At 69.5% G+C, this 24,263-nt stretch carries 13 protein-coding genes and 1 pseudogene; 5 read left to right on the top strand and 9 right to left on the bottom strand.

Translation table 11 applies throughout. The features are described 5' to 3' along the window. Positions 1–441: 441 nt before the first annotated feature. Both ACZ7KX_RS41170 and ACZ7KX_RS41165 read right to left on the bottom strand, forming a co-directional pair. A complete protein-coding gene (locus ACZ7KX_RS41170) occupies positions 442–1,056 on the bottom strand; it encodes a hypothetical protein (RefSeq protein WP_470331074.1) in 615 nt (204 codons plus the stop codon). 35 nt (positions 1,057–1,091) lie between these two features. Further along, positions 1,092–12,257 carry a LamG-like jellyroll fold domain-containing protein gene (locus tag ACZ7KX_RS41165; protein WP_470331073.1) on the bottom strand — a complete coding sequence of 3,722 codons (11,166 nt, stop codon included), beginning with the start codon at positions 12,255–12,257 and terminating at the stop codon, positions 1,092–1,094. 767 nt (positions 12,258–13,024) lie between these two features. Between ACZ7KX_RS41165 and ACZ7KX_RS41160 the strand changes: the two genes are divergently transcribed. Further along, positions 13,025–13,564, top strand: coding sequence for a hypothetical protein (locus ACZ7KX_RS41160; protein WP_470331072.1), 540 nt, complete (start codon positions 13,025–13,027; stop codon positions 13,562–13,564). Between the two features lie 671 nt (positions 13,565–14,235). On the opposite strand, the gene ACZ7KX_RS41155 is transcribed toward ACZ7KX_RS41160, so the two are convergent. Next, positions 14,236–14,673 carry a hypothetical protein gene (locus ACZ7KX_RS41155; RefSeq protein ID WP_470331071.1) on the bottom strand — a complete coding sequence of 146 codons (438 nt, stop codon included), beginning with the start codon at positions 14,671–14,673 and terminating at the stop codon, positions 14,236–14,238. Positions 14,674–15,530: 857 nt separating this feature from the next. Between ACZ7KX_RS41155 and ACZ7KX_RS41150 the strand changes: the two are divergent. After that, positions 15,531–16,343 (top strand): annotated as a pseudogene (locus tag ACZ7KX_RS41150) (Ku protein); the annotation flags it as partial. Between the two features lie 194 nt (positions 16,344–16,537). Here ACZ7KX_RS41150 and ACZ7KX_RS41145 read toward each other — a convergent pair. The 3 genes from ACZ7KX_RS41145 to ACZ7KX_RS41135 form a co-directional block, all read right to left on the bottom strand. Further along, on the bottom strand, positions 16,538–17,308 hold the full coding sequence (locus tag ACZ7KX_RS41145; protein WP_470331070.1) for a hypothetical protein: 771 nt from the start codon (positions 17,306–17,308) through the stop codon (positions 16,538–16,540). A 126-nt stretch (positions 17,309–17,434) separates the two neighbouring features. After that, a complete protein-coding gene (locus ACZ7KX_RS41140; RefSeq protein ID WP_470331069.1) occupies positions 17,435–18,553 on the bottom strand; it encodes a hypothetical protein in 1,119 nt (372 codons plus the stop codon). A 358-nt stretch (positions 18,554–18,911) separates the two neighbouring features. Further along, complete coding sequence (locus tag ACZ7KX_RS41135) at positions 18,912–19,070, bottom strand: hypothetical protein (protein ID WP_470331068.1); 159 nt, start codon at positions 19,068–19,070, stop codon at positions 18,912–18,914. A gap of 580 nt (positions 19,071–19,650) precedes the next feature. On the opposite strand from ACZ7KX_RS41135, the gene ACZ7KX_RS41130 reads away from it, so the two are divergent. Both ACZ7KX_RS41130 and ACZ7KX_RS41125 read left to right on the top strand, forming a co-directional pair. Beyond that, positions 19,651–20,112 (top strand): hypothetical protein, encoded by a 462-nt coding sequence (locus ACZ7KX_RS41130; protein ID WP_470331067.1) that lies wholly within the window; start codon positions 19,651–19,653, stop codon positions 20,110–20,112. Positions 20,113–20,240: 128 nt separating this feature from the next. After that, a complete protein-coding gene (locus tag ACZ7KX_RS41125; RefSeq protein WP_470331066.1) occupies positions 20,241–21,113 on the top strand; it encodes a hypothetical protein in 873 nt (290 codons plus the stop codon). 268 nt (positions 21,114–21,381) lie between these two features. Here ACZ7KX_RS41125 and ACZ7KX_RS41120 read toward each other — a convergent pair whose 3' ends face one another. Both ACZ7KX_RS41120 and ACZ7KX_RS41115 read right to left on the bottom strand, forming a co-directional pair. Beyond that, positions 21,382–22,062, bottom strand: coding sequence for a hypothetical protein (locus ACZ7KX_RS41120; protein WP_470331065.1), 681 nt, complete (start codon positions 22,060–22,062; stop codon positions 21,382–21,384). Positions 22,063–22,364: 302 nt separating this feature from the next. Further along, on the bottom strand, positions 22,365–22,619 hold the full coding sequence (locus ACZ7KX_RS41115) for a hypothetical protein (protein WP_470331064.1): 255 nt from the start codon (positions 22,617–22,619) through the stop codon (positions 22,365–22,367). A 101-nt stretch (positions 22,620–22,720) separates the two neighbouring features. Between ACZ7KX_RS41115 and ACZ7KX_RS41110 the strand changes: the two genes are divergently transcribed. Beyond that, entirely contained in the window at positions 22,721–23,092 is a 372-nt protein-coding gene (locus tag ACZ7KX_RS41110; protein WP_470331063.1) for a hypothetical protein, read from the top strand. A gap of 56 nt (positions 23,093–23,148) precedes the next feature. Here ACZ7KX_RS41110 and ACZ7KX_RS41105 read toward each other — a convergent pair whose 3' ends face one another. Then, positions 23,149–23,979: a hypothetical protein gene (locus ACZ7KX_RS41105; RefSeq protein WP_470331062.1), complete on the bottom strand. Its 831-nt coding sequence runs from the start codon at positions 23,977–23,979 to the stop codon at positions 23,149–23,151. Positions 23,980–24,263 lie beyond the last annotated feature (284 nt).

Raw genomic sequence — 24,263 nt, 5'->3', positions numbered from 1 at the left:
GGCAGCGGCCACGAACCGCCCCACATCACCTGGCAGCGCACCCCACGCCACCGGCAGCCACCCATCGCCGCATGCCCCGCCTGCGTCCTGCACCACACCCGCGGCGCCACCCGCACGGCCTGGACCTACACCCCCGACCACCGCAACGACCCCACCACGCTGTCCAGCGCAGGCGACTTGGTCAGGCAGACGGTGGCACATTGGCGGCACATCGAAGCTCCGGCGATTCAGGGCGACTTGGGAAAGTCACCCCGTTCAACCGGAGCTTCGATGCATGCGCGGCGGTCCGATCCGGACACGTGCATCGCCGTGACCTGCGAACTCACGAGCCGGAACATTGAAACATCCCTGCCCGAGAGCCTCGTTCGTCATGCCCTCTCGCCGACAGCACCGCCATCACCCGATCGGTAGCCACTCTGAAAAGGCTCTATGTCTGTGGGCTCACTCCAGAAGCTGCTTCGACCAGTCACCCCAGAAGCGATAAGCACGGCCGTCACCGACCTGCTTCATCCCGCCGGGAACAACGCTTCCATGGTATGGATACTGCTCCGTCACCGCCTCCAGGAGGAACTCCAGGAAGCCGCCCTCGAACAAGTCCCACTCCCGCCTTGAGTCGAACTTGGCCGCGACCGGCCAGCGGTCCGGGTCTGAGCCCCGCATCAACCAGAAGAACTGGTCGGAGTTCCAGTTGTTGCCCCACTTCAGAAGCCCGTCCTCAGCCGGGAACAGCGGATACGGACACTCCTCGAAGTCCCCGTCCCGGTAGGCCTGGGCCAGCATGGCGGTGTATCCATATGGATCCGTGGTGTAGTACAGGAATCCCGCGAAGCCGAGCGGCTGCTCGGTCTTGTTACTGGGCGCCATCGATGGTGTGTAGATGTGCAGCTCATCGCTGATGCTGACCATCCCGTACCGGTCCGCGAACGCCCGGAAGTCCGCAGGCAACTGAAAACCGAGCACCTCTGGCCCAAGCTCCCAAGGGGTCGGGACCACTCCGTCCGCTGGCGGCGGCCCGATCACCACGGCAAGCCGGTCCAGCATCTCCTCGATGTTCACGTCCACTCCCATCAGCCGCCCATTCCCGCCGGAGGCTAGTTTCCCAAGTTTGCATATCCGCCTGAGCCGAACTTCCCATTGTCCACGACCGTCCAATCCCTGCCCGTACGCAGCCCGGTGTGGGCGTCCCAGCCGTAGTATCCCATCCCCCACCCATTGGGAATGGTGCTCTTATCGTCGGTGTACTGCGGAAGCACGTCGTACAGCACAGGGCCCTGAGGCATGATCTTTTCGACTCTGCGCTCAAGCGTCCGCATGCTGTTGGTGATCCTGCCGCCGGTTCGCTGGTTGATGTTGGCCCCTTGTTGGAAGCACGGCGTCAGGTTTCGCTCGTCCGACGTTCCGCCGGCCATGCGCGGCACTGAGTGGCAGCGAGCGATATCAGACCTCGGAGTGAACCCAAGGGCGGTCGCACGCTTCTGAGCGTCGCTCCAGCCCCGGATGTTGCCGGTCGCGTCCTCACCTCGGCTGGAACTGGGCTTCCCTTCGAGACAGGCGTTGACCCCCTGGTTACGGCCCTGCGCGTCCGACGGCAGGTAGTTGACCCATCCGCCACCATTCAGGGCGACGGCCCCCGGCGGCTTCAGATCCTCACAGGTGAGGACGCGCCGGTTGCCGTTTCCCCCGGGGCCCGGGTTGCCTTGCCCCGGGTCGGGCAGGGGAGCCGGGATCGGCCACGGACGCGGCGTCGGGTCAGGCGCTGGGTTCGGCCCTGGGTTTCCACCGGTGTTATTGGTGAGGTTATAGATGTCGATGCCGAGGTCGACCAGGGCATCAGTGCCAGCGACGAGGCCGGAGCCAGCAGCGGCGGCAATGCCGACTACGGCTGGCGCGCCGTCGGCGATCACGACGCCGACGATGGCTGTGCCGATAGTGGCGATGGTGTCGGTGAAGAAGTCGATCGGGCTAGGGTTGGCATGCGGGCGGTCGTTGTCGTTCAGCGGGCCCTTGGGTGTTGGGGGCCCGGGCTTGGGCAGGGTAGGGCCGGGGGACGGACGCGGTCTGGGGCGCTTGTGAGGCGGCTCCGGCTTGTGACGGCCTCCGCCTCCGGAACCGCCGCCACCACCTGAACCGCCCCCGCGGATCGGGCCGAGGATGTCGATCGGAGCCTCCGGCGGCCCGGAGGTCGGGGTGGGCTTGCTGCGGTAACCGCTGCCACCACAGTCGGTCGTCCACCAATACCGCTCGCAGTTGAGATCATCGGGAAATCCGCCGGCGAAGTCTGCGGGATCGAAGGGAACCCCTATGTGGATCGGAGGGGGTTCAGGGAGACACACACCGCGCGTGAACAGACGACGCAGAAGGCTCCGGCAGAGACTGTGCCCCGACGGGTCTGTCCCGTCGATTGGGTCGCCGTTGCCGTAGGTGAAGCGGTTTCCTTGGATGGACGGGTTGGGGCCCAGCTGCCAGGAGTCGCGGGAGGCGAAGGTGCCGCTGCCGGGGCGGTACCAGCGGGCGGCCATGTTGACGTCGCCCGAGGCAGGGTCGGTCCAGCCGCTCTGGTAGCCGAGCGAGTTGGTGGCGCCGGCCGTGGCGGTGGGCTTGCCGAAGGGGTCGTAGGCGGTGGAGCCGGTGAGGTCCTTGGCGGACGGGTCGATGGTGGCAACCACGTCGGTGTGCTGGTCGGTGATCACCAGGCGGGGGTTCGGCGTTGCGCCGGTGGCCGCGGTGCCGAGGAGGTTGCCGCCGGGGGTGTGGGTGTAGGTGGTGGTGCCGTCCGAGACCAGGTTGTTGGAGCCTCCGTCGTACGTGAAGGCGGTGTTCCCGCTCTGGGTGACGCGATCGAGCGAGTCGTAGGTGTAGGTGGACGGTCCTTCCTTAACCATCCGGTCGAAGGCGTCGAACTGGATGTCCTTGGGCTGGGAGCCCGGGGTAGTGCTGCCGGTCAGGGTGCCGCGGGCCGAGTAGGTGTACGTCGTGGGCCCGTCGTTGAGCAGTTCGTTGCGCTCGTCGAAGGTGGAAGTGTTGGCGCCGGCCGAGGTCCGGTTGCCGGCCGCGTCCCAGGTGTAGGCGGTGGTGGCAGGGCCGTTGGACCAGGAGGTCAGTCGGCCCGCGAGGTCGTAGCCGTACTGGTTGGTGGCTGCTCCGGCGGTGCCGGTGGTGGTCTTGTTGGTGATCCGGTTGTTGAGGTCGTAGCCGTAGCTGATCGAGGAGACCGTCGCCCCGCCGGGGTTCTTGACGGTGTCGTCGCGCAGGCGGCCGAGGTTGTCGTAGCCGTAGCTGCGGCTGCCTCCGCCTGTGCCGTAGCGCTCGCTGGCGAGCCGGCCGGCCGCGTCGTAGCCGTAGCCGACGGCCGTTCCGGTCAACGGGTCGGTGGTACTGGTGAGTTGGCCTGCCGGGTTGTAGCCGAAGGCGGTGGTGCCGGCCGAGTCGGTGCGGGCGGTCATCTGGCTGTCGCCGTTGTAGCTGTAGCTGCTGGCCCCGCCCGGGCCTGCCGCGCTGAGCAGCTGGCCGCGGTCGTTGTAGGCGTAGGTGTCCGGGGTGGTCCCGGGGGTGCCGACGGATATGAGGTGGCCGGCCGCGTCGTAGCCAAGGGTGCGGTTCGGCGTCGTCACTTCGGCGCCGGTGGCAATCTCCTGGGTCAGGTTGCCCGCGCCGTCGTAGCTGCGGCGGCGGACCACGTTTCCGGGTTCGGTGAGGGTGACGGCCCGTCCGGCGGCGTCGTAGCTGGTGGTGAACAAGCCTTCGGCAGGGGTCGGGTGGGCGCTGGTCGGCGGTTCGACGGTCGATTCGGGGAGCCCGAGGCTGTTGTAGGTGTAGTAGGTCGGGATGTTCTTCCCGTTGGTCCACCGGGTCTTGCGTCCGCCGCCGTCGTAGCCGAAGGAGGTGGTGATCGTCTGCCCGGCGGCGACGGGCTCGACCTGCTGGACCGGGAGTCCGGCCGGGTTGTAGGTGAACTGCCGTGCGTGTGCGGCGATGTCGGCGGTGCCCGCCACCTTGTCGGTGGCACTGAGGACGTTGCCCGCAGGGTCGTACGTGGCGTACTGGGTGGCCACGGCGGTGCCCGCGGTGTCCAGGTCGGTGGTGTTCAGCGTCCGCCCCAGCTGGTCGTAGCCGGTGGTGGTCGCGGTGCCGTCGGCGTTGGTCACCTGGCTGGTTCGTCCGAGCCCGTCGTAGGCGGAGCGGACGGTGGTACCGGCCGGGTCGGTGGCGCTGAGTACCTGGCCGACGGCGTTGTAGGTGGCCTTGCTCGTGGCGCCGCCGGGTGTCGTGGAGCTGAGCTGGTTGCCCGCGTCGTCCCAGGTGAAGGTGCTGGTATAAGCGGCTGCGGCGGGGTAGCGCTCCAGCTGGGTGCTGGTGATGCGCCGCCCGAGGTCGTCGTAGGTGGACTGGCTGACCGCGCCCGTCGGGCCGGTGGTGGAGAGCAGCTCGCCGTCGAGGTCGTAGGTGCTGGTGACGGTCGGGGTGGTGACGCCGCCGGTCGGCGGGAGGGTGGTCTGCACCAGGTTGCCGAACTGGTCGTAGCGCATGGTGTGCGTCAGTTTGAGGCCGGTCGGGTCGACGACGTTCTTGACGGGCCGGCCGAGTGCGTCGTACTCGATCGTGGCGGTCGGGGTGATCGTGGTGCCGGACTGCAGGTCGGTGTAGGCGGCACCGGCCGCGGCGACCCGGTTGCCGTCCGCGTCGTAGGTGTAGGTGGCGGTGTTGCCCAGCGGGTCGACCTGGGAGGTCAGCTGGCCGAAGGTGTCGTACCCGGTGCGGCTGATCGGCCGGAGCTGCTGCGGCTTGCTGCCGCGGCTGGTCGGGTCGTAGGTCTCCGCGCTGACCAGCGGACCGGTGGTGAGGGTAGGCCGGCCGGCCTCGTCGTAGCCGACGCTGCTGGTGTACGGGACGGGGTCTGCGCCGGTCGCGTTGCCGTTCGGGCTGACGGTGGTGGTACGCAGGCCGCGGCTGTTGTAGCCGTACGTCACGACCGAATCGGCGGGCTGGTTGCGGGCGGTCTGCTTGGTCAGGTTCCCGGTGACGTCGTAGGCGTAGTCGGTCTCGGCGGAGCTCGCGTCCGCGCCGCCGGTGGTGACGACGGCCGTCGGACGGCCCGCCACGTCGTAGGTGTAGGCGGTGGTGCGGTTGAGGCCGCCGGGGTCGACGCTCGTGCGGGTGACCCGGCCGGCCGCGTCGTAGGCGGTTGCGGTGGTGGTCTTGCCCCCGCCGGTCACCTGCTGGGTGAGGTGGCCCGCGTTGTCGTAGGTGTTCTGCTGGAGCACCACGTTGCGCATGGTGCCGTCGGCGTTGTGGTAGCCGTCCAGGTCGATCTCGGCGACGGTGTTGTCGTCGTTGTAATAGGTGTGGGTGGTGCGGCCCATCGCGTCGGTGTCGGTGGCGAGGCGGCCGGCCGGGTCGTAGCCGCGCGAACCGATGACCTGCCAGCGCGGTGCGGCCGGGGTCGCGCTGCTGCCGGTGTAGTTGCTGACGGCGGTCTGCTGCAGCTGGCCCATCGGCGAGTGGCTGAAGTTGTAGGTGGTGCCGGCCGGGTCCGTGCGGGTCGCGACGTTGCCGTAGCGGTCGTAGGTGTACGCGGTGACATGGCCGCCGGGGTCCTTGACCTGCTTCACCCGGCTGGTGTCACTCTCGTACGTCCACGTCGTGGTGCGCGGCTGGTCGCCGCCCGTGGTGTCGGCGACGGTCTGGCCGACCTGGTTGCCGTCCACGTCGTAGGCCGTCGTGGTCCGCCGGGTGTGCTTGGTGCCGGTGACGGCGTCGGTGGTGTACGGGTCGGTGCGGACGACCAGGTTCCCCTGGCCGTCCCAGGTGTAGCCGGTCTCGAGCATCCGGGGTGCGCTGGTGGTGCCGCCCGGGCAGTCGTCGCAGCTGAACGACTGGCTGGTGGTGCGTCCCAGGTTGTCGTAGCCGTAACTGACCTTGGGCCGCAGCGGCGAGAGGACGAAGGCGACGTCTCCGTTGCCCTGGTAGACGTACTTGGTCTGCTTGTCCGCGGGAACACTGGACGGGTCGGGGTAGGCCGCCGGGTCGAGCAGGACGGTCTGCGCCTGGACCAGCCCGAGCGGGACGATTGAGCCGTCCGGTGCCGTGGTGTAGGCCTTGGTGCGCAGGATGTAGCTGGCCCGGCCGTTGGGGAAGTCCGGCGTTGGCGGGAGCGTGGTGGAGGCCAGCTGTCCGTAGCCGTCGTAGGTGTAGCGGGTGGTGTAGGTGGTGTCGCCGGGGCCCGAGGACCGGGCGTCGCTGGAGGTCAGGATCTTGTCGTTGGTCGGGTTGAACGGATTGGCGCTGTCCAGGAAGTACGTGGCGTAGCTGGTCTGACAGCTTCCGGCGCCGCGACAGGTGGTCCGGGAGACCGTGTTGCCGTGGGCGTCGTGCCCGGTGGTGATGGTGTGCCCGTTCGCGTCGCTGACGGCGTAGAGGTACCCGGCGGTGTCGTAGGCGTAGCGGGTGGTGTTGCCGTAGCCGTCGCTGCGGGAGATCAGCCGGGACGAGCGGGTGTCGTACTGGTAGGTCAGCTTGTAGCCGCCCGGGTCGGTGACGGTGGCGGTGGTGACCGGCAGGGCGGTGCCGCCGTCGCCCATGGCCTTGTAGTGCGAGGTCACGGTGTCGGTGTCGAGGCGTGAGGAGTAGTAGGAGGCCTCGGCGATGGTGCCGTTGAAGTGGTCGCCGTCGGCCGCGGCCCAGCCGTTGGTGGATCCCGCCCCCAGGTAGACGTAGGGCGTGCCGTTGAAGCTGATCTTGCGCCCGGTGCTGTCCGTGGCGCTGGCTCGGCCGTCGATGTAGATGGTCTGGCCGTTGTCGTCACCGGTGAGGACCACCTGGTGCCAGTTGCCGTCGTTGACCGTCCGGTCGGAGGTCATGGAGGCGCCGTAGCCCATCCAGAACTCGCCGTGGATCCGCCCGTCGGTGCCGACGTACAGGGCCGGGTTCCAGACGGTTCCGCCCTGGGTGCCGACGGGGAAGTCCTGGTAGCTGTAGAGCGGGCCTCCGCTGGTGGTCTTGAACCACAGCTCGATGCTGGCCGCTCCCCTGATGGGCGCGGCGTCGGGAGGCAGCTGGACCTGGGAGGTGGTGCCGTTGAAGACGCCAGCGCGCTGGCTCGGGTCTCCGGACGGTCCGGCAGCGTTCAGGTCGACGTCAATGAGGTTGCCCGCCGTGGCGTCCGGGCGCGCGTCGCCGAGCTGGCTGGCGGCGTACCGGGACCCGGACGGGTCGTTGAGGCGCCAGTAGCCGACGGGACCGTCCTGGACGGTCTTGGCGCGGTAGGCGGCTGCGGCGTCCAGGCCGCCGATCGGGGTGGTGGAGGTGGCTCGGTTGTAGTGGCCGGAGACGGTGTCCTTGGTGAGCCGGTACCGGTAGATCGAGAAGTCCGCGATGGCACCGTTGAGGTGGCCGAGCTGGTCGGCCGGGGCGTTGGGCCAGCCCCCTCCGGTCCAGCCGGCGCCCAGGTAGGCGTAGGCCGAGCCGTTGTAGGTGATGGGCAGTGCGGTGGTGCTGGTGGAGGTGGGGGCGCCGTCCAGGTACAGCGTTTGGCCGGAGCCGTCGCCGGCCAGGGCGACGTGGTGCCAGGCGCCGTCGGCGACGGTGGTGGTGCTGACGAGGGCGTTGTTGGCGGATCCGGTCCACAGGGTGCCGTAGAGCTTCTTGTCGGAGCCGACGTAGAGCGCCGGGTTCCAGCGGTCCGTCGTTCCGTTGGGTTTCCCGTCGATGGGGAAGGACTGGTAGCTGTACAGCACGCCGGGCGCGGTGGTCCTGAACCAGAGCTCGACGGTGGCCGCGCCCCACTGCTTGGGAGCGGTGTTGTCGGGCAGCTGGACGTAGGCGGTGGCACCGTTGAAGCCGGTGGCGCTGGAGGTGCCGGAGGCCCACGGGCCCTGCTGGCAGCAGGCGGTATCGCGGTAGCTGCCGCGGTTCTGGGCGAGCGCGGCCGAGGAGATCAGCTCGGTGGCCTGGTTGCCGACGGTGTCGCCGAGGCGCCAGTAGCCGGTGGGCTTGCTGTCGACGATGGCGGCGTCGTACTGGGTGGCGCCGGCGCTGGTGGCGAGTTGGTAGAGCGAGGAGACGGTGGCGGCGCTCAGCCCGTGGGGGTAGGCGGCCACGTTCGCGAGCTGGCCCTTGAAGTGGCCGGTGCTGTCGGCCGGGGCCTGGGGCCAGCGGCCGCCCGTGTAGCCCACGCCCAGGTAGACGTGGCTGGTGCCGTTGGGGGTGATGGTGCCGTTGAGCGGCCCGGCGACCGGGGCTCCGTCGAGGTAGAGGGTCTGGGACGTCTGGGTGTCGGCGGACAGCACCGCGAAGTGCCAGGTGTTGTCGTTGACCGGCACGCTGGAGGCCAGGGTCTGAGCGGCGTCGCCCATCCATAGCTGCGCACGCAGCTTGCCGTCGGTGTCGACGTAGAGGGCGGGGTTCCACTGGTCGGTTGTGCCGTTCGGGCTGGCGCCGGCCTGCATCGTCTGGTACGAGAGCAGGACACCGGCTCGGTCCGTTCGGAACCACAGTCCGAGCGCACCGGGGCCGCTCTGCGGTGCGTAGGCTGCGGGGAGCTCGGCCCAGGAGGTGCTTCCGTCGAAGGCCGCGGCTCCGGCCGAGCCGGCCATCGGGCCGGCGGCGCCGAGCGTCACGTTGGAGTAGGTGCCGTTGTTGGGTGTCGGCCGTGGCGTGTAGACCTGGTTCGCGGCCTGCACGCCGGCGCCGTCGGACATCCGCCAGTATCCGTTGGGCCGGGAGCCCATGACGGCGCCCCGGTATGCCTGGGAGGAACCGGTGACAGTGGGCCGGTTGAGCGTCCAGGTGCCGCCGTTCTCGTCGGTGACCTTGGCGGCCCGGTCGTTGGCCGTGTCGTAGCTGACGGCCAGCCCGGATTTGCCCGAGGGAAGCTTGAGGCCGGCGAGTTGGGCGGACGGCTGGCTGCCGGCCTGCCAGAGGGAGGTGACGGCCGAGTCGCCCAGGGCCCGGTTGTAGAAGGCGACGTCGCTGATGCTGCCGTTGAAGTAGTTGGCGTGCCCGGTGTTGTCGTACGGGTTGTCGGGCCAGCCTCCGCTGAGGAAGCCGCCGCCGACGGCCTCGGAGCGCTGCCCGGGCGCGATGACCGCCCCCGGCAGGGGCGCACCTTGGGCTTCTCCGTCCAGGTAGAGGGTCTGAGTGGCGCCGGCGGCGGAGAGCAGGGCGTAGTGCCACTTGCCGTCGTTGACCGTCTTGGTGGAGTCGAGGGTCCTGGACGGTCCGTTCCAGAACTTGCCGTGCAGGTAGCCGGACTGGCCGACGTACAGCGCGGGGGTGTAGTTGGCCGGTGTGCTCCCGCTGCCCGGGAAGGGGTCTGCCTGGTAGCTGAAGAGCACGCCCCAGCCGGAGGTCTTGAACCAGAGGCCGACCGAGGTGTACGAGGAGGTGTCCAGGACGCTCGGGGGGAGGGCGACGAAGCCGGAGGAGCCGTCGAAGGTCGCGGCGGTGGCGCCTGAGGCGGTCGGGCCGGGCGTGCCGAGGGTGACACCGGTGCCGGAGTAGGTGGCGTTGTCGTTGCCCTGGTTCTCCACGATCTCGCTGACGGCGGTGCTTCCGCTGCTTTCTCCGAGTCGCCAGTAGGAGGCGGGGCCGGAGTCGAGGACAGCGGAGCGCAGGTGCGAGCCGGCGGTGTAGGTGTAGCTGGTGCAGGACCGGTCGGTGTTGCCTCCGGTCGGGGGCGCGCAGACCTGGTCGAGCTGGTCAGGGTTGTCGGGGTTGTACGTGTAGGTCCAGGTGAGGGCGGTGTTCCCGTCCGTCCCGCTGGCCGGGTCGGTGTAGACCTTCGCGACGTGCCGGTTGCCGGTGGTCCATTCGAAGTGCAGGGCACGGCCCGAGGAGGTGTCCTTGACCGTTGCCAGAACACCATTGGTGTAGGTCAGCTCCTGGGTGTGTCCGACCGCGTCGCGCACTAGGGACAGCGCGTAGCCGCTTCCCGAGGCAGCGTGGAACTCGTAGAGGATGCCGTCCTTGGTCCGCAGGTCGTAGCCGACGGCGGCCTTGCGGAGCGACTGGAACTCGCCAGGAGGCGGCGTGAACACGTGGGGGTCGGCTCCGAAGCGGGCGGCCCGGCCGCTGGCGGTGGTGAGGACGAGCGAGTCGCTGCCGTCGTTGTCCGGCTGGAGCTTCATGTCGAAGTTGGAGGTCCAGCCGTTGCCGAACAGCGTCGACGTCCGCGGGTCCAGCGAGTTGTACGAGCGGCTGACAGCCAGGGCCGGCCCGACGCTTTTGACGTCCGCGTCGGTGGCCGCCGTGGTGTAGTTGCCCACCTTGGCGTCGAAGGGGCGGCCGGCCCCGTCTCCGACCGCGCCACCCAGGTGCGAGGTGATCACGGGCTGCGGGACCTGGGTGGAGAAGGAGACCGCGGCGGACGGTGGACTCTCACCGCCGTGGTCGCCGATCTTGACGTTCCACAGGTAGCCGGTGTTCCAGCCGAGCCTTCCCGGAGGCACAGTCCACGAGGTACCGGGCTGCCAGCCCGACTCCACGACCAGCTGGGGGTCCCCCGAGGCCGGGTTGGTGTAGACCTGGAAGTCGTAGTCGAGGCCGTTGCCGGGGAAGTTGTCCGGGTCGTGCCCGGTGGCGTAGAGCTGCGGGGTGAGGCTTCCGATCACGGTGTTGTGCGGCGGGGCCAGGACGTCCAGCTGGGGCGCGGTGTTGGCGGCGCGGATGACCGTGCAGTTGCCGAACGGGATCCAGTAGTTGTCGTGCAGCGAGGACGTCCCACCGACGTATCCGTCCCAGCAGAGGTAGAAGTCCTGTCCGAGCGGCAGCGGGGGTATGACCCCGTTGATGGTGACGGAGTCGTAGGTCCTGACCAGCCCGGGCACCCCGGTGAGGGGCGCGTTGAACCACTGCTCGTTCCAGTTGGTGTCGAACAGGCGGGCCTTGACCTGCATGCTCTGCGAGTTCCACCAGTTGGCCCCGGTGTTCGTCAGGGTGACCTGCTGGTAGCCGGGCGTGTTGTAGGTCGACGGCATGTAGCTGCCGGAAGGCGCGTACGTGGCGGCCCAGTCGCTGTAGGAGATCGACAGGTAGGGCGGGTAGGCGCTGTTGGCGCTGGAGAACTTCTTCCAGTGGTGGGAGTCGGTGTTGTTGGCCGTCAGCGCGAGGCCGTAGTTGTCTCCGCCGCGGGCCCAGCTCTCGACCAGCTGGACCCCGGGGTCGTTGTGGGTGCGGCCCAGGTCGATCGACTCCCACATCGCTCCTCCGCAGGTGTCACCCGCGGAGAAGCTGGCGACGCCCAGCCCCTGGCCGATCGACACCCCGGGGTACCGGTTGATCGTCGCCGGGTCCCACGCGCTGGTGATCTGGTTGACGTAGACCGGGTGCGGCGAGCACTCGTAGGAGTGGGTGTTGTTCAGGTTGAGGGTGACGGCGTGCAGGTAGTTGTCCTTCAGAGCACCTGCCACGTCCGGGAAGTAGAGGTAGCTGTTGACTTTCGAGGCGCCACCGTCGGACGTGCCGACGCGCAGCTGCGGGTCGGTGGAGAAGTTCGCCGTCTGGTCCGACCGCACATAGGTCGACTTGCCGACTCCGATGCTGCTGGTCGACGGATCGACGGTGACCGGGAAGACACGCCTGGTGTCGTGCAGCCAGGCCTCGTCCAGGTCCATCCGCAGGGCGGGGGCCCCGTTGACGTCGACCAGGCGGTAGCTCACCCGGTCGCTGACCACACCGTCTCCGGAGGCGGGGTCGATCTTGGAGTCCGTCATGAAGCCGTGCGGGATCGTCGCCTTCACCGCACCGGAGGCGTCCTTGAACTGGACCTCACCGTCGGGGCCGATCGCCGGGGTGAGACCGGTGAGGTGCAGCGGGAAGACCCAGCTGGTCGGGGCGGTCGCGTCGTGCAGGACGAGGGACTCCTTCACGCCCTGGGCAAGGCCGTTGTAGACCACGTCGCTCGCGGGGCGCGCCAAGGGGTAGGTGAGGGTGTCCCCCTGGACCACGCCGCGCACCTGGGCAGCGTCCTGCAGGCCGTAGGAGACCACCAGGCCGTCGGCCGGCGCCCAGCTCACCAGCGCGGGGTCGTCGGACTTGGCCGCGAACGTGGCCTCCTGGTGGTTGGCCTGTTCGGTCCAACGGCCGGCGCGGTCGAGCGCGAAGTTGGTGTTGATGTCGTCCCAGCTGCCGTCAGGCTTGCGGTAGTGCACGGGCCGCGGGTAGACGCGCAGGGTCTTGGTGCCGTCCGGGTTCTGGTAGAGCGAGGTCGTGTCGGTACGGGCACCCGCGACTTCGACACCCTCGGCCGGCAGGCCGGGCACGCCGGTTCCGGGCGTGGCGTCGTTACGGGCCTGGAGGTTCTTGCCAGTAGGCGATGCCGACTCGGCGGCGCCCTGCTTCGCAGCCTTTTGGTCTTTTCCCGCGTTCTGCGGTGCGGTGGACGGCTGGGGCGCAGTGCCGGCCTGCGGGCTGCCGGGTGTCGCGGCGCCGGGACGGCGTTCGTGGCGTGGTGGGGTGACGGCCTGCCCCTTGACTGGGGAGCGGGGCTTCCCGTCGCCCGAGGGGTGCACGGTGTTGTCGACCGGCACCGTCTTGGCCTCGGGCAGTTCGCCCTGGCCCGGCTCATGCGCGGAGTTCCCCGGGCCGCTTCCGTCCTTCCGAGTCTGTGAGGACGAGACGGTGTGAGTTCGCCCGTTCGGGTCTCCGCTGATCTGCTGTGGCGCGCTCGGTGTAACCGTGGGCACCGGGGCTTGGGTCGCCGTGAAAGCGCTCGCTTCTTGCGTGCCGAGGGCAAGCAGAAGTGTCAAGGAGGTGATGAGTGCAAGCGGACGACGCACGACAAGTCCTTCGGAGGGCAGGCGAAACGACCGACTCTCCCCCTACGGCGATCGGTCCGTGCCCTTCCTATCGGTCGTCAGTGCGACGCGTACAGACGGTAGTTGGCGGAATCGTGGCCGCTTTATACGGGATAGGGGAAAAATATGATGAAATGATCTTAAGAAATTTTTCATACTCTTTACCGGCCGATGGAAACCACTGGACGAGACTTGACCTCGCCCACCACACAACCCGCCAGAGGAAGCCCGACATGACGTTCCACCTCACGCGCCGCCTCCGATGGGTGCTCGGGCTGACCGCGGCCTTGGCCGTGACGGGCATCGGTGCCGGGCTACTGCTCGCGAACGGCAGGGACGGCGAGGCCGGACCTTCAGCCGCCGTAAGCCCCTCCAACATCTCCGGACGCCGCACGGCCTGCCTCACCGGCGACGCCGCAGAAGCGGCACAGCGCACAGACACCAGCGCAATCTGGTCAGGCCTTCAAGACGCTTCCGGCCGGGCCCAGCTGAATGTGCAACAACTCTTCGTCCCGGCCGCCACCACCGACCAGGCCCTTCCCTACCTCGCAGGCCTCTCCGCACAGCACTGCGACCTCGTCGTCTCCATCGGACCGACCTTCACTCAGGCTCTGGAAACTGCAGCCAAAGCCAACCCCCGAACCCGATTCGTTGCGGTGACAACCGACGGTCAGCCCGCGCCCGACGGAATCGCAACAGTCACGGGCAGCGACAACGAGAAAGCCGCCGAGATCCGACGCCGCGCACTCGACCTGCCCGTCTCCCGGAATTGACCGGCGAAACGCCTGAAGGCCACGGAGCGCCAAGCAGCAGATGGATACGGCCTCAACGCGCAATGCACTCAGAACCGGTCGTGGGCGCGCTGGAGTTGGGACACTGTCGAGCAGCTGGCGCAGGCGCTCAGGGGCCTGTCGGCGAGGTCGGTCCGGTGGTGGGGGTGCCGGTGATCGAGCGTGCGGCCTCGCGTGGGAAAGGCCCTCGTTCGCAAGGGCTCGCCCAGGCATGACCTCCCGCGGGGGATGGAAGAGCCACCTCTGCCGCACCTGTAGTGGCAAAGGTAAGCCATACCAGTAGTTCCTGGTAGAGGGATCTTCGCCCTGTCTTCGCGCCCCGTCCCAGCCTTGCTGCAGGTAGTCGAGGTAAAAGTCCAGGGCGGACCGGCGTCGGGGAGCAAAGCACATGATCTCGCGCCTGGTGCCGGCCCGGGCGGGCGCACTTGCGTACCGTAGGCGGGCCAGACCGGGTTCACGGGCGGCGGTGCGGTAGAACGTCCGGCTTTGCTCAGTGCGTGCGCCACCGGCTCGGATTCTGCGCCCCTGCATCAGCGGGCTCCGGCCCGGCAGGGCCAGGAAGCGCGGCCGGCAGGCAGCCGCGGTGCGGCAGCGACTTTCTGAACACGCCGCGACAAGGTTGCCTGAGATGCCCTGGACCGGCGACCGGTCCGTCACCACTCCCGGCCGCGCCTGACCAGGACCACCAGCACCACCACCGTGGGCAGCTTGATCAGCAGCGACACGGCAAGCGCCGCATACGAAGAGCCGTCGCCCTCCATCGTCATCACATCGACGACGACACCGAGCAGCATCAGGGTCACGCTCGCAGCCGCGGCCCACGCGACCGACCGCAACCGTCCCATCAGGAGAATCGCGGTGACGATCAGTGCCGCGCACTGGAGCATTTCCTCCGTGCCGAGCCACATCTCGGGCCCGGTCCCGAGCCACGTTTGCCCCAACCTGTTCGACCCGAGCAGCGCCACCACGACCAGTGCACCGGCCAGCACCCGGCGCCGCCGCGCCGACTGCGGATCGTCGGCCCCCAGCCGACCGAGCACACCACGCAGCGGCCGGTCCTCACGTATCCCACTTCCCATGACCGGAACCATATCGCCACGCTACCGCCGCACGGGCGTTCTGGTCCGACTGCATACTCAGGTGGCTGAGCGTCACGAGATGTTCGACAGCAGGCAGTTGGGCGATCCAGGTCGCAGAGTGCCGCCCGGGGACCCGGCAGAGGCAGGAGGCCTACGAGTCGACTCTCAGCCGGGTGCCCTCGGGCCTCAGCACCGTCAAGAGCTCCGGGAAGTTCCGGTGGTGCTTGCACCCAGCCTTCTTGCCACCTATCGAAACCAGGTCACACCCCGCAAAGCGACCCGAGCGACCCAGCCGACAGAACGAGCGGACGGCGGAACAGCATCAGCTGCGCGGGCAGCGGCGGATCGCCCGACCGAAACGGGAACAGACTCCACAACGGCAGCCTTCACCGGGCAGGCTCGACGCCCAGCCTCGGTGGCCCGGTGGTCACCAGGCCGCCGGGCCGCGGGTCTGGCGGCTCGGGTATTGCCGGAGAACGCGGCGACTTCGTCCCTCCTCGGCCAAGGTGGCCCTTCCCAGGGAGCTGAGCTTCGACGGCATCCAGGTCGGTCGAACATGCGGCGATACGGGTCAGGCATTCTGCCGTGCGGTTCCGGCCGCGGCCTCTTCGTCCAGGCGCCACCGTTCCTGGTCCAGACGGCTAAGGTCGAGGAGCCGATCCGCTACCTCTCCTTGGAGAGTGACGCTGCAGGCCACGGACACTGCCTCAGGACTCTCTGTGCCCGGCCGCTCCGCGTGAATCCGGCGCAGCTCGGCCGCAAGACGTTCACCGTCACCGACACCCTCAAACTGCTCCTGGCCGTCCAAGTGATCGCGGCGAGCACCCAGGACTGCGACGGCGCGAAAGTGCCTCGGCCCGCGCGGCAAGGAGTACCAGAAGGTGTACGTGCTGCTGGTCGAGGCCCTGGAGCACGCGGGCAAGGCCGGGCTGGCGATGTTCGCGATGCGTGGCAAGGAGTACCTCACCGCGGTGCGCTCCGACAACGGGCTGCTGGAACTGCACACCATGCACTTCGCCGACGAGGTCCGCGTCCCGCACCGCGAGGTCGACAACCTCCCCGAGAAGACCAGCCTCTCCGCCCAGGAAGTCCGCACCGCCGAACGGCTGATCGGCATGCTCGCCATCGACTGGCAGCCCGACGCCTGGCACGACAGCTACGAAGAACAGGTGAAGAAGCTCGTCGAGGACAAACTCGCCGGTCGCCAGATCGCCGTCTCCACCGGCCCCGCCCCCGAAGCCACCAACGTCATCGACCTCATGGACGCCCTGCGCCGCAGCCTCGAAGGCGCCCGCCACGGCAAGGACCAAGACCAGGACACCGACGAAGCCGCCCCGGCCGAGCCCGCCCGCCGGGCCCCCGCCGCCCGCGGAGGCCACTCCCCCAAGCAGACCGGCGGGAAGAAAAGCACCTCAACCAAGACCACCGGCAACGGCAGCACCAAGACGGCCGCCAAGACCACCGGCACCGGCAAGGCGGCCACGGTCAAGTCCACGCCGAAGCGCACCGAGGCCGCAGGCAAACGCACCAGCGCCACCGGCAAGCGGCAGCTGTCCAAGCTCACCAAGACCGAGCTCTACCAGCGCGCCACCGACCTCGACATCCCCCACCGCTCCACCATGACCCGCGACCTCCAGCACGCCCTCGAACACACCGCACGCCCCCGCCGCACCGCCTCCTGACCCCACCCGGCAGGGCCGAACCGCGCACCCGCACCCGCGCCCCGGCACCGAAGGCCTGCCGGGAGATGTTTGCTCCCACGGATCGGGGCAACAAGGAGCGCGGGCGGACGGTGCACGGGCTCGGCCGGCAGACCTCTCCCCCCGGACTGCCGGCCGAGCCCGCGGTGCACAGACCAGCCAGCGGGCCGGTCGGCTCATCGGCGGCAGGCGCCCCGCGCCACCAGGTCACGCTCGGCCACCGGGACAGCGCCCCCAACCACGAAGGCCGCACCGGCCCGAGCACCGACAGCCGGACACGGCCTACGACGCGTCACCCCCGACCTGCGCGGCCAAGTCCCCGGCCCACGCCCGGGCTCGCCGTTCCTGCTCCCACGGGGCGAGGTACGCGAGACAGTCCCGCAGACGCACCACCGTCCGGCCTGCCAGGTAGTCAGCGTGGGCGGCGCCAGGACTCTGGCCTGCGATCTGGTGGCCGACAACGATGATGTGCGCGAGCCGCTGGACCCACGGCGCTGGTAGATCTCCCCGACGCCCGCCTGCACGCTCCACAGCGCCCGCAGATCGTCCAGCACCCGGTCGGTGGCGGCGAGGCCCGGGCGGGTCCGCTCCAGCAGGCTGACGATCGTCTCGTCGTCCGTGCCGGTGAGCAGCGCACCGACGGCGGGCAGGGAGAGGTCGAGCAGGGCGGTCCCGTCGGCCGGCTCGTCCAGGTGACCGGTCTTGGCGGTATCCAGCAGCGCGGCCGGCACAAGGAGCGCGGCCTTGCCCACGGTGTCCGCGGGATTGTGCCCGAGGTCCAGCGGTGCCCACTCGCGGCGGCGGTGCTCGGCGTGCCAGCGCACCAGCCGGTCGCCCCACACCACGCACCCCATCCACACGCTCGGGAACGCGATGGTGATGTAGACCTCCGGGTCGGACTCCAACGTCGCCAGGCGCAGCTGCTCGGCCGGCACGTCCACGGTCACGGCGCCGTCCAGGCGGACTTTGTAGGCGCGGGGTGATGTCCTGGCTGTCGTATCCGGCTGCCATGGGCCTGAGGCGGCCCTGCCGCTTCACCAGGGCGCGACGGCCCGCTCGTCGTCGTCCGTGTACTACCGGGCGGCCTGGATCGCTTCCTGCAGAGCGCCGAAGGCCTGCTCGGCGTGGGCGCGCACGCTGTCCCACGCGATGGCGAAGTCGGTGATGGGGAAAGCCAGACCGAGACGTTCGTGCGCTTGGAGGAGGGTAGGGGCCGGCTTGGTGTGGATGGTGGAGTTCCGCAGGTGACGTATCTGGTCCAGGGTGCGCACGGCTTCACGGACGACGTCCTGGTCGATGGCCGGCACCCTGGCGGCCAGGTGCTGTTCGATCCTGCCGAGGGGGTGCGGCGGGTTCTTGCCCGGGACCTTGAGCTTGCCGAGGAGTTCGGCGAGCACCGTCACGCCGGAGTGGAACTCGGCTTCGGTCGCCACGGGCAGGGCGAGGAGGCTGGAGCGGTCCATCGGCGGGCGGTCCACCAGCGGGGCGCCGACAACCAGCTCGTGGGTGACGTCGAGGAAGTTGGCCGCGCGCAGCAGGGCCCGGGGGTCCGCGTACGGCAGCGTGGCCGGGGGCTCGGGCTCGGCGAGGGCGGCCGAGACGGCCGCGAGGTAGTCGTCGGTGGTGTCGAAGTCGGCGGCGGGCAGGAAGCCCAGCGTGCCAGTGCCCGTCGTCGTACCGGGGGTGCGGGAGAAGCGCAGGCCGGGCCACTCGTGTTCGGCCACGGCCGCCGCCCAGGGGATGTAGGTGGAGACGCTGTCGTGGTCGCGGGTGTGCTCCAGCACTTCCGTGAGGTCCAGCTGGAGGTTGGGCACCTCGAAGGGGTGCCGCAGGATCTCTTCCTGGACCTTCGTCAGGACACGCATGTAGGAGAGCAGCACGTGGGTCATCCCGTCCGCGACGCCTGCGACGTGGTGGAGACCGGCGATGGTCAGCCACACGTCCGCGTCTGGCGGGATGTGCGTGCCCTGGTGCTGCCAGCCGACCGCACCATACCCGTCCCCGAAAGCGCGCAGGTGGCCCCCGACGGTCGGGAAGCTGCGCAGTACGGCCTCGGCGTTGTGGCCGGCGCGGCGCATCACATACTCGACGTACGCGTAGACGGGGAACCGCTTGCCTTCGAGGAACTTGGCCCAGACCGTGTTCACCAGGATGGACTGCGGTTCGTCCAGGGGCTCCAGGAGGCTGCTCACACCATCTCCAGTCTGGGCTTCGTCGACGGCGTCCTCGTGCCAGAGGCACGCCCGGGACCGTCCATCCTCCTCCGCCTGCGCGGCCCGGCGCACCGGTTTTCCCGTCCCGGGGGTCGCACTACGCCATCGCGGCGACGGCACCTGGCTGCGGGCTCACGTCAGCCGTGGTGCCGGACAGGCTCCGGCGGCCCTACGACCTGTACAGAAACGCCACGAAGACCCACGGCGAGGCCGGCCGGGCCCCGGCCGGTGGGGCGGGGCCTCTTCCCCCGGCTGTCGCGCGGGAAGACCCCGATCGCCTGGAGCGCAGCAGGTCAGGGTCCGGCACCGCGGTCACCAGACCGGCCGGGTGACCGGGTCACGTGAGCCGCTGGTCGACCGCTGCCAGGAGCAGAGTGACAGCATGCTCGGTGTCCTGGGCGAGCCGGGGCAGGAAGTCGGCGGCATCCACCACAGCCCGCCCGTCGATGAACACCAGCCAGCCCGTGGCGTCGTCGGCGAGTTCGATCCAGCCCACCAGGCGACGGTCGGGCCGGCGCACCCGCGTGGACCCTCGGGTCCACGTCCCAGCTCTCGACCAGCACCGCGCCGCCGTGAACGCTACGGGTACCGGTCGGCGCCCCCAGACGGCGCAGCAGCGGGTTGACGGAGAACCGCTCGGCGGCGAGCGCCAGGCGCAGGTCCTCCACCGGGACAGCACTCGACTGAGGCACCACGGCGGCCGGGGCCGCGCTTGTGGATTCCGCGCGCGTCGTATTGGCGGCCCCGGTGGCAGCTGTTTGGCTTCCTGCGGCCCGGCTTGTTTCGACGCGCGTGGTTTTGGCGGCCAGGGCGGTGGCCGTGTGGCCGCCTGGCGTCATGCCTGTTTCGACGCGCGGGGAATCATGGTGGCGGGCGTGAGGGACAGTTGCGCCGGCGGCGGCAGGGGCGCTCTGGGCGGCGTCGCGTGCGGCTGCGGCGGCCGCTTCTCCGGTCGGCGCGACTGGGCCGACGGCGGCGCTTGATTCGACGCGCGACGATTCGACGAAGGAGACTGAGGGCGCATTGGCATCGGCGACGGCCTTCAGGCGGCCGGCGGTCATCTCATAGCGCAGCACGTGGGCCTGGCGCAGCAGGCGCTGGGTGGCTCCGGTGGCGGCGGCCTCCAGGGATTGCAGGGCCTGGTTGCAGCGCGGGTCGTCGCCTTCGCCGCGGCGGGCTTGCTCCAGGCGTTCCAGGTATCGGGCGGCGCTTCGCTGGACGGCCTGGGCGAGTTCCATGAACTCGCGGGCGCCGCCGTCCAGGCCGTTCGGGGTTTCGACACGCGAGGCAATGAGGGCGTCGGCGAGGGCGTCCTGCTGGCCTTCGGCGCGTCGGCGCCGGTAGGCCTTGGAGGAGCAGGAGCGGCCGCAGTAGAGCGGGCGGCGGCCCGACCCGGAGGCGCGCAGCGCGGTGGCGCACTCGCGGCACCGCGGCGCGTCCGCCTCTGCTTCATTTCCTCGCGCGTCGATTCCGGGCGCATCGCCGGACGCCTTGTTTCCTCGCGCGTCGAAATCATGATCCATGATCAGGAAGAGTAGCCGCCCCGGTGTGACGGAGCGCCGCAGTTTGCAAGTGGAGCAGTCTGGTTTGCGACTTCGGCCCCCACGGTGCCTCGCACCGCCAGGGCGCGGATACCAGTCGATCAGCCACCTGGTTGAATCAGCGGATGAGTGAGCCCTCTGTCGACCTGGGAGTCGTCACTACACCGTCCGGCGTGCTGGTCCTGGGGATGGCCGGCTGGATCGACCAGTGGCCTGTGTACGGCGACCCGCTGTCGGCGCGGGCGACGGCTGTGGCGGAGCAGGGTGGCGGCCACCTCCACGAGCCGGCGGACGGCCCGAGCCAGGACTGGTTCTGCGAGGCGGTCGCGGTCCCGGCCGCGTCCAACCGTCCGTTGAAGGTCCGTGCGCAGACGTGGGACTCGTACGACGGGCCGGTCATCACCGTTCTGGAGGTCGACCTCGGCCTGTCCTGGCCGGGCGATCCCGGCGGAGAATCAGTCCGTCTCGGCGACCTGCCGGTCGACCGATGCGGCATGGTCCTCGGGGACGCCCGCGCCCTCGACTCGTTCGTCGGCCTGTCCGGCGAATCGATCGACGGGCTCGCCGATGTCACCTACTGGGGAAAGTACGAGGACGACGCCCACGCCCGTTTCGGCGGCGAGTCGATGTGCCAGGTCGACGGGCGCCGCGGCCCGTACGGGCGGCTTGATCTTCCCCTCCACGAGGCCCACGAGCTCGCCGACCAGCTTCAGGACTGGCTGTCGAAAGGGCCCGGCACCGGCCTGATGGTCTCCGCGGACGCGCACACCCACTTCCACCTGCTCGAACGGGCCGGCGAGGCCAACCCCCTGCTCGCCGGGCAGATCGAGCTCGACGGGTCCCAGATCCTGGGCCTGGGCTGGGACCCCGGCGACCACTCTATGCGCCACCACGGCGAACGTGCCTGGGACCAGGTCTACGCCGTCACCCTGGAACGGACCGGTGCCACCACCCTGCTGCGCTGGACCATCCCCGCAGAGGCCCACGACCTCGCATAGGCGGTCAAGCCGTACGACACAGTCGGCCACTCGGACCAACAGCGGGCGAACAACGGGACGGCACCGCCTCGCAAGGTATCGCGCTCCACCCTCGCAGCCTGCTGAGCCGAGACACGATAGTTGGAACCAGGATGGTGTGCTGACCTGGGGGTTCTGACCTTGCGGGACACGCTTGTTGGAACCAGCTGGTCACGCTTCCCGCGACCTGCGGCGGATTGCCATTCATGTCGGAACCAGTCGAGCGTCTCATCCGAAAGATCGACAGCGTTCAGGCCGACCCCTGGTCCAGCTGCGGGTAGCCGATCTCGGAGATGTCCTGCGCCAGGTCCGCCAAGCTGACCTCAGGGTTCAGCAACGATACGAGTTCCTGGCTCAGCGGCCGCAAGGCATGAACCTGGCTCACCGCCCCCAGGTCGATGGAGACCTCGTAGTAGTCCTCGGCGAAACGCTGGAACGCTTCCGGAGAACGGTCGACCAAGAGGCTGAACAGGCTCGTCGCCCCGTCAGGATCGACAGCACCCTCGGGGAAGTCGATCGTCCCGTGATGCCACCGCTCATCCGTCGGACCCCGCCACAGGCACGCCGTCACGACGGGCACACCCTCGTGATCGGTGAACGCCGGCTCCTCGACGAAGGGCCTGAAGAGCTCGGGGACCTCGTCGATCACTCCCGGCCAGACCTCGCCATCGTTGCCGAAGGGGCTCATCGGCGATTCGTGATCGAAGCCCCGCACATAGGCCCCGGCCGCCGAGAACACGATCGAGTACTCGTCTCCCGACCCGTTGCGCATCGACGCCATCTCCTCACCGTCGGCCCAACTGGCGTTGAAGGAGTAGTACCGGCCCTCCCAGTCCGGGCTCAGGATCGCATCGAGCATCGCCAGTGAACGGCACCTGTCCCGCAAGTCGGCGATGCTGGGGAGCTGGCGGGATACGTCGTAGACAGTCACATGCTCATCCAACCCGACACCACCGACACCCAAGCCCGCCGGGGCCGTCGTGAGCCCTCCAGTTCCAACCCGCGTGGCCAGGTTCCAACTATCGTGGCTCGGCTCACCTGCCCTGCACCACCATGACACTGACAAGCAAGTTCTAAACGATCACTCGCAAACTACAGTGCTCCGTCACACCCGGGGACAGCGCCGCGCACCGCCTGCCTGTGCGAGTGTGCGCAGCCGGGGCCGGCATCCGCGCCGGCCTGCCGCTCCTGATCCGTGTCGGCGCGGTCAGGCTGCGCCGCCGAGCCCGGATGTCACCGGGGTGAAGCGCCGTCGGCGTAGCTGAGCCCGCCTTCCCCCAGCGGCCGACGGCCCCTGCCCGCCAGGCTCGGCGACTGCACCGGGACCGCCGGGAAGCGGTCGGCCGGAACCTCGTCGGCCGGGGCGAAGAACGGTGAGCGCTCCGCCGGGAGCAGGCGCTCGCCCAGCGGCTGGTCCACCGCGGCGTCGGAGCGGGAGAAGGGCTGGGTCAGCAGGCGGCGGGCCGGACGGCCGGGTTGATCACTCATGGCTGACAGTCTGTCACCTCGGGCTTCGGACCCGGCGAGGACGTCGGAACGGACGATGTGCTCCGGTGCCGTAACCCGAACGGCGGCGGGGTTCACCGGTCGTGACGAACGTGACTCCCCTGCCCGTACGCGACGCCGGCACCGATTCCTCCGAGGACCAGGAACAGCAGGACACGAGCCGGGCGCAGCGGCAGGCGGTGAACGAGGTGATCGCTCTGGCGGCCGAGACGGGCCGCCGGGCCGCCGGGTGGGTGCGGGAGCTGGCCGTGCAGCAGACGGATGAGGGGCACCGGACGATCCTGGAGCGGGCCGCCGACGCGATCGAGCAGACCAACGGGCGGGGGATCGTCCCCGGCGGCGAGGGGCAGCTGGACGAGGAACTGCGCTACGACCTCTCCGCGGACCTGGTCACCGGCAGCCCGTCCGCCGACGAGCTCCCGCTGCTGGGTACCGTTGAGCGGTCGCACTGGTGAACCCTCTGGTGGCGCCGCCAGTCACCGGCCGGGCCGGATGGCCACCTGAACGAGCGTCATGGGCGCCGGGTGACCGCCCCAGCGGTGAACCACTGCACGAGCGTCGCCGCCAGGTGGACGGCCATCTCGGCGGCCTCCTGCGTCTCCGGGCGGGTCGGGGCCTGGCCACCATGGCGGCTGGTCTGCCCCTGCCACAGCAACTGGAGCATCCCGAGGACCGGTGCCGGGTCGCCGCCGCCGTTCTGCTCGATGGCCAGCGCAAACTTCTGCGGGGCGTTGCGCAGCACGGCGGTCATCGTGCCGAGGGTGGCCTTCGTGTTGTTCGGCTCCAGCACGGCGTGGGCTGCCGCCTCCACCGCCTTGATCGCCTGGCTGTAGGCGTAGGAGGGGTCGGGTCCCCGCCCGTAGACGGCCTGCCACGCCGCGCGCAGGTGCTCCGCCGCTGAGCCGGCCGCCGCCGCTGCCGCGTTGTCGTTCGCGAGGTCGACCGCGGCCCGGACCGTCTCGTCCACGCGCAGCTCCAGGAACCGTGCGTCGCTGGACACCCGGTACGCCGAACCCGCCTCGTCGAGGATTCGGGCCAGTTCGCCTTGAGAGTCCCCGCCGATGTGCTCGCTCTCATGGGCCAGGATGGCGTCGACAACGTCGAGAAGGTCCATGCCGTCCATGCTGGTCAGTACCCGCGTGGGGTTGTCACCTGGGTCGGCGATGCGCAGCCGCAGGCACAGAAGCTCGGCATCCTCGTCGTGGGACGGGGTGAAGTGCGTACCGACCCAGCGCTGCAGCGGGCGGACCAGGTGGCGGGGCACTCCCTCATAGAGCGCGTCGTCATCGAAGTCGGCAAGGCCCAGGCGTTCAGAGAAACGCGGGCGGCGGGCAGTCGTCATGACGGGAGATTACCGGGCTGGCCCGACACGCCCATCGGATTATCCGCCACCGTCCCACCACCCTCTCTGTGCTCGGGCGCCGGTCAGGCCATCCCAGGTCGGTCTGCCGGCCCCGGGGCCACAAGATCGAGGAAGTCTCAACAGCCCGGCGGTGCCGCCGGAAAGGCGGGAACTCAGCCAAAGACTGGTTACTGACCTCGGCGTTTCAAGGTGATGGCGGTGGGAGGTCGAGGGAGAGTCCGGTCCCGGTGAGGAAGCCGTCGAGGATGTCGGAGCGGTACTGC

The sequence above is a fragment of the Kitasatospora sp. NPDC038210 genome, assembly GCF_055600605.1.
The sequence above is the reverse complement of the archived record's forward strand: the minus strand, read 5'-3'. Positions and strand labels throughout refer to the sequence as shown.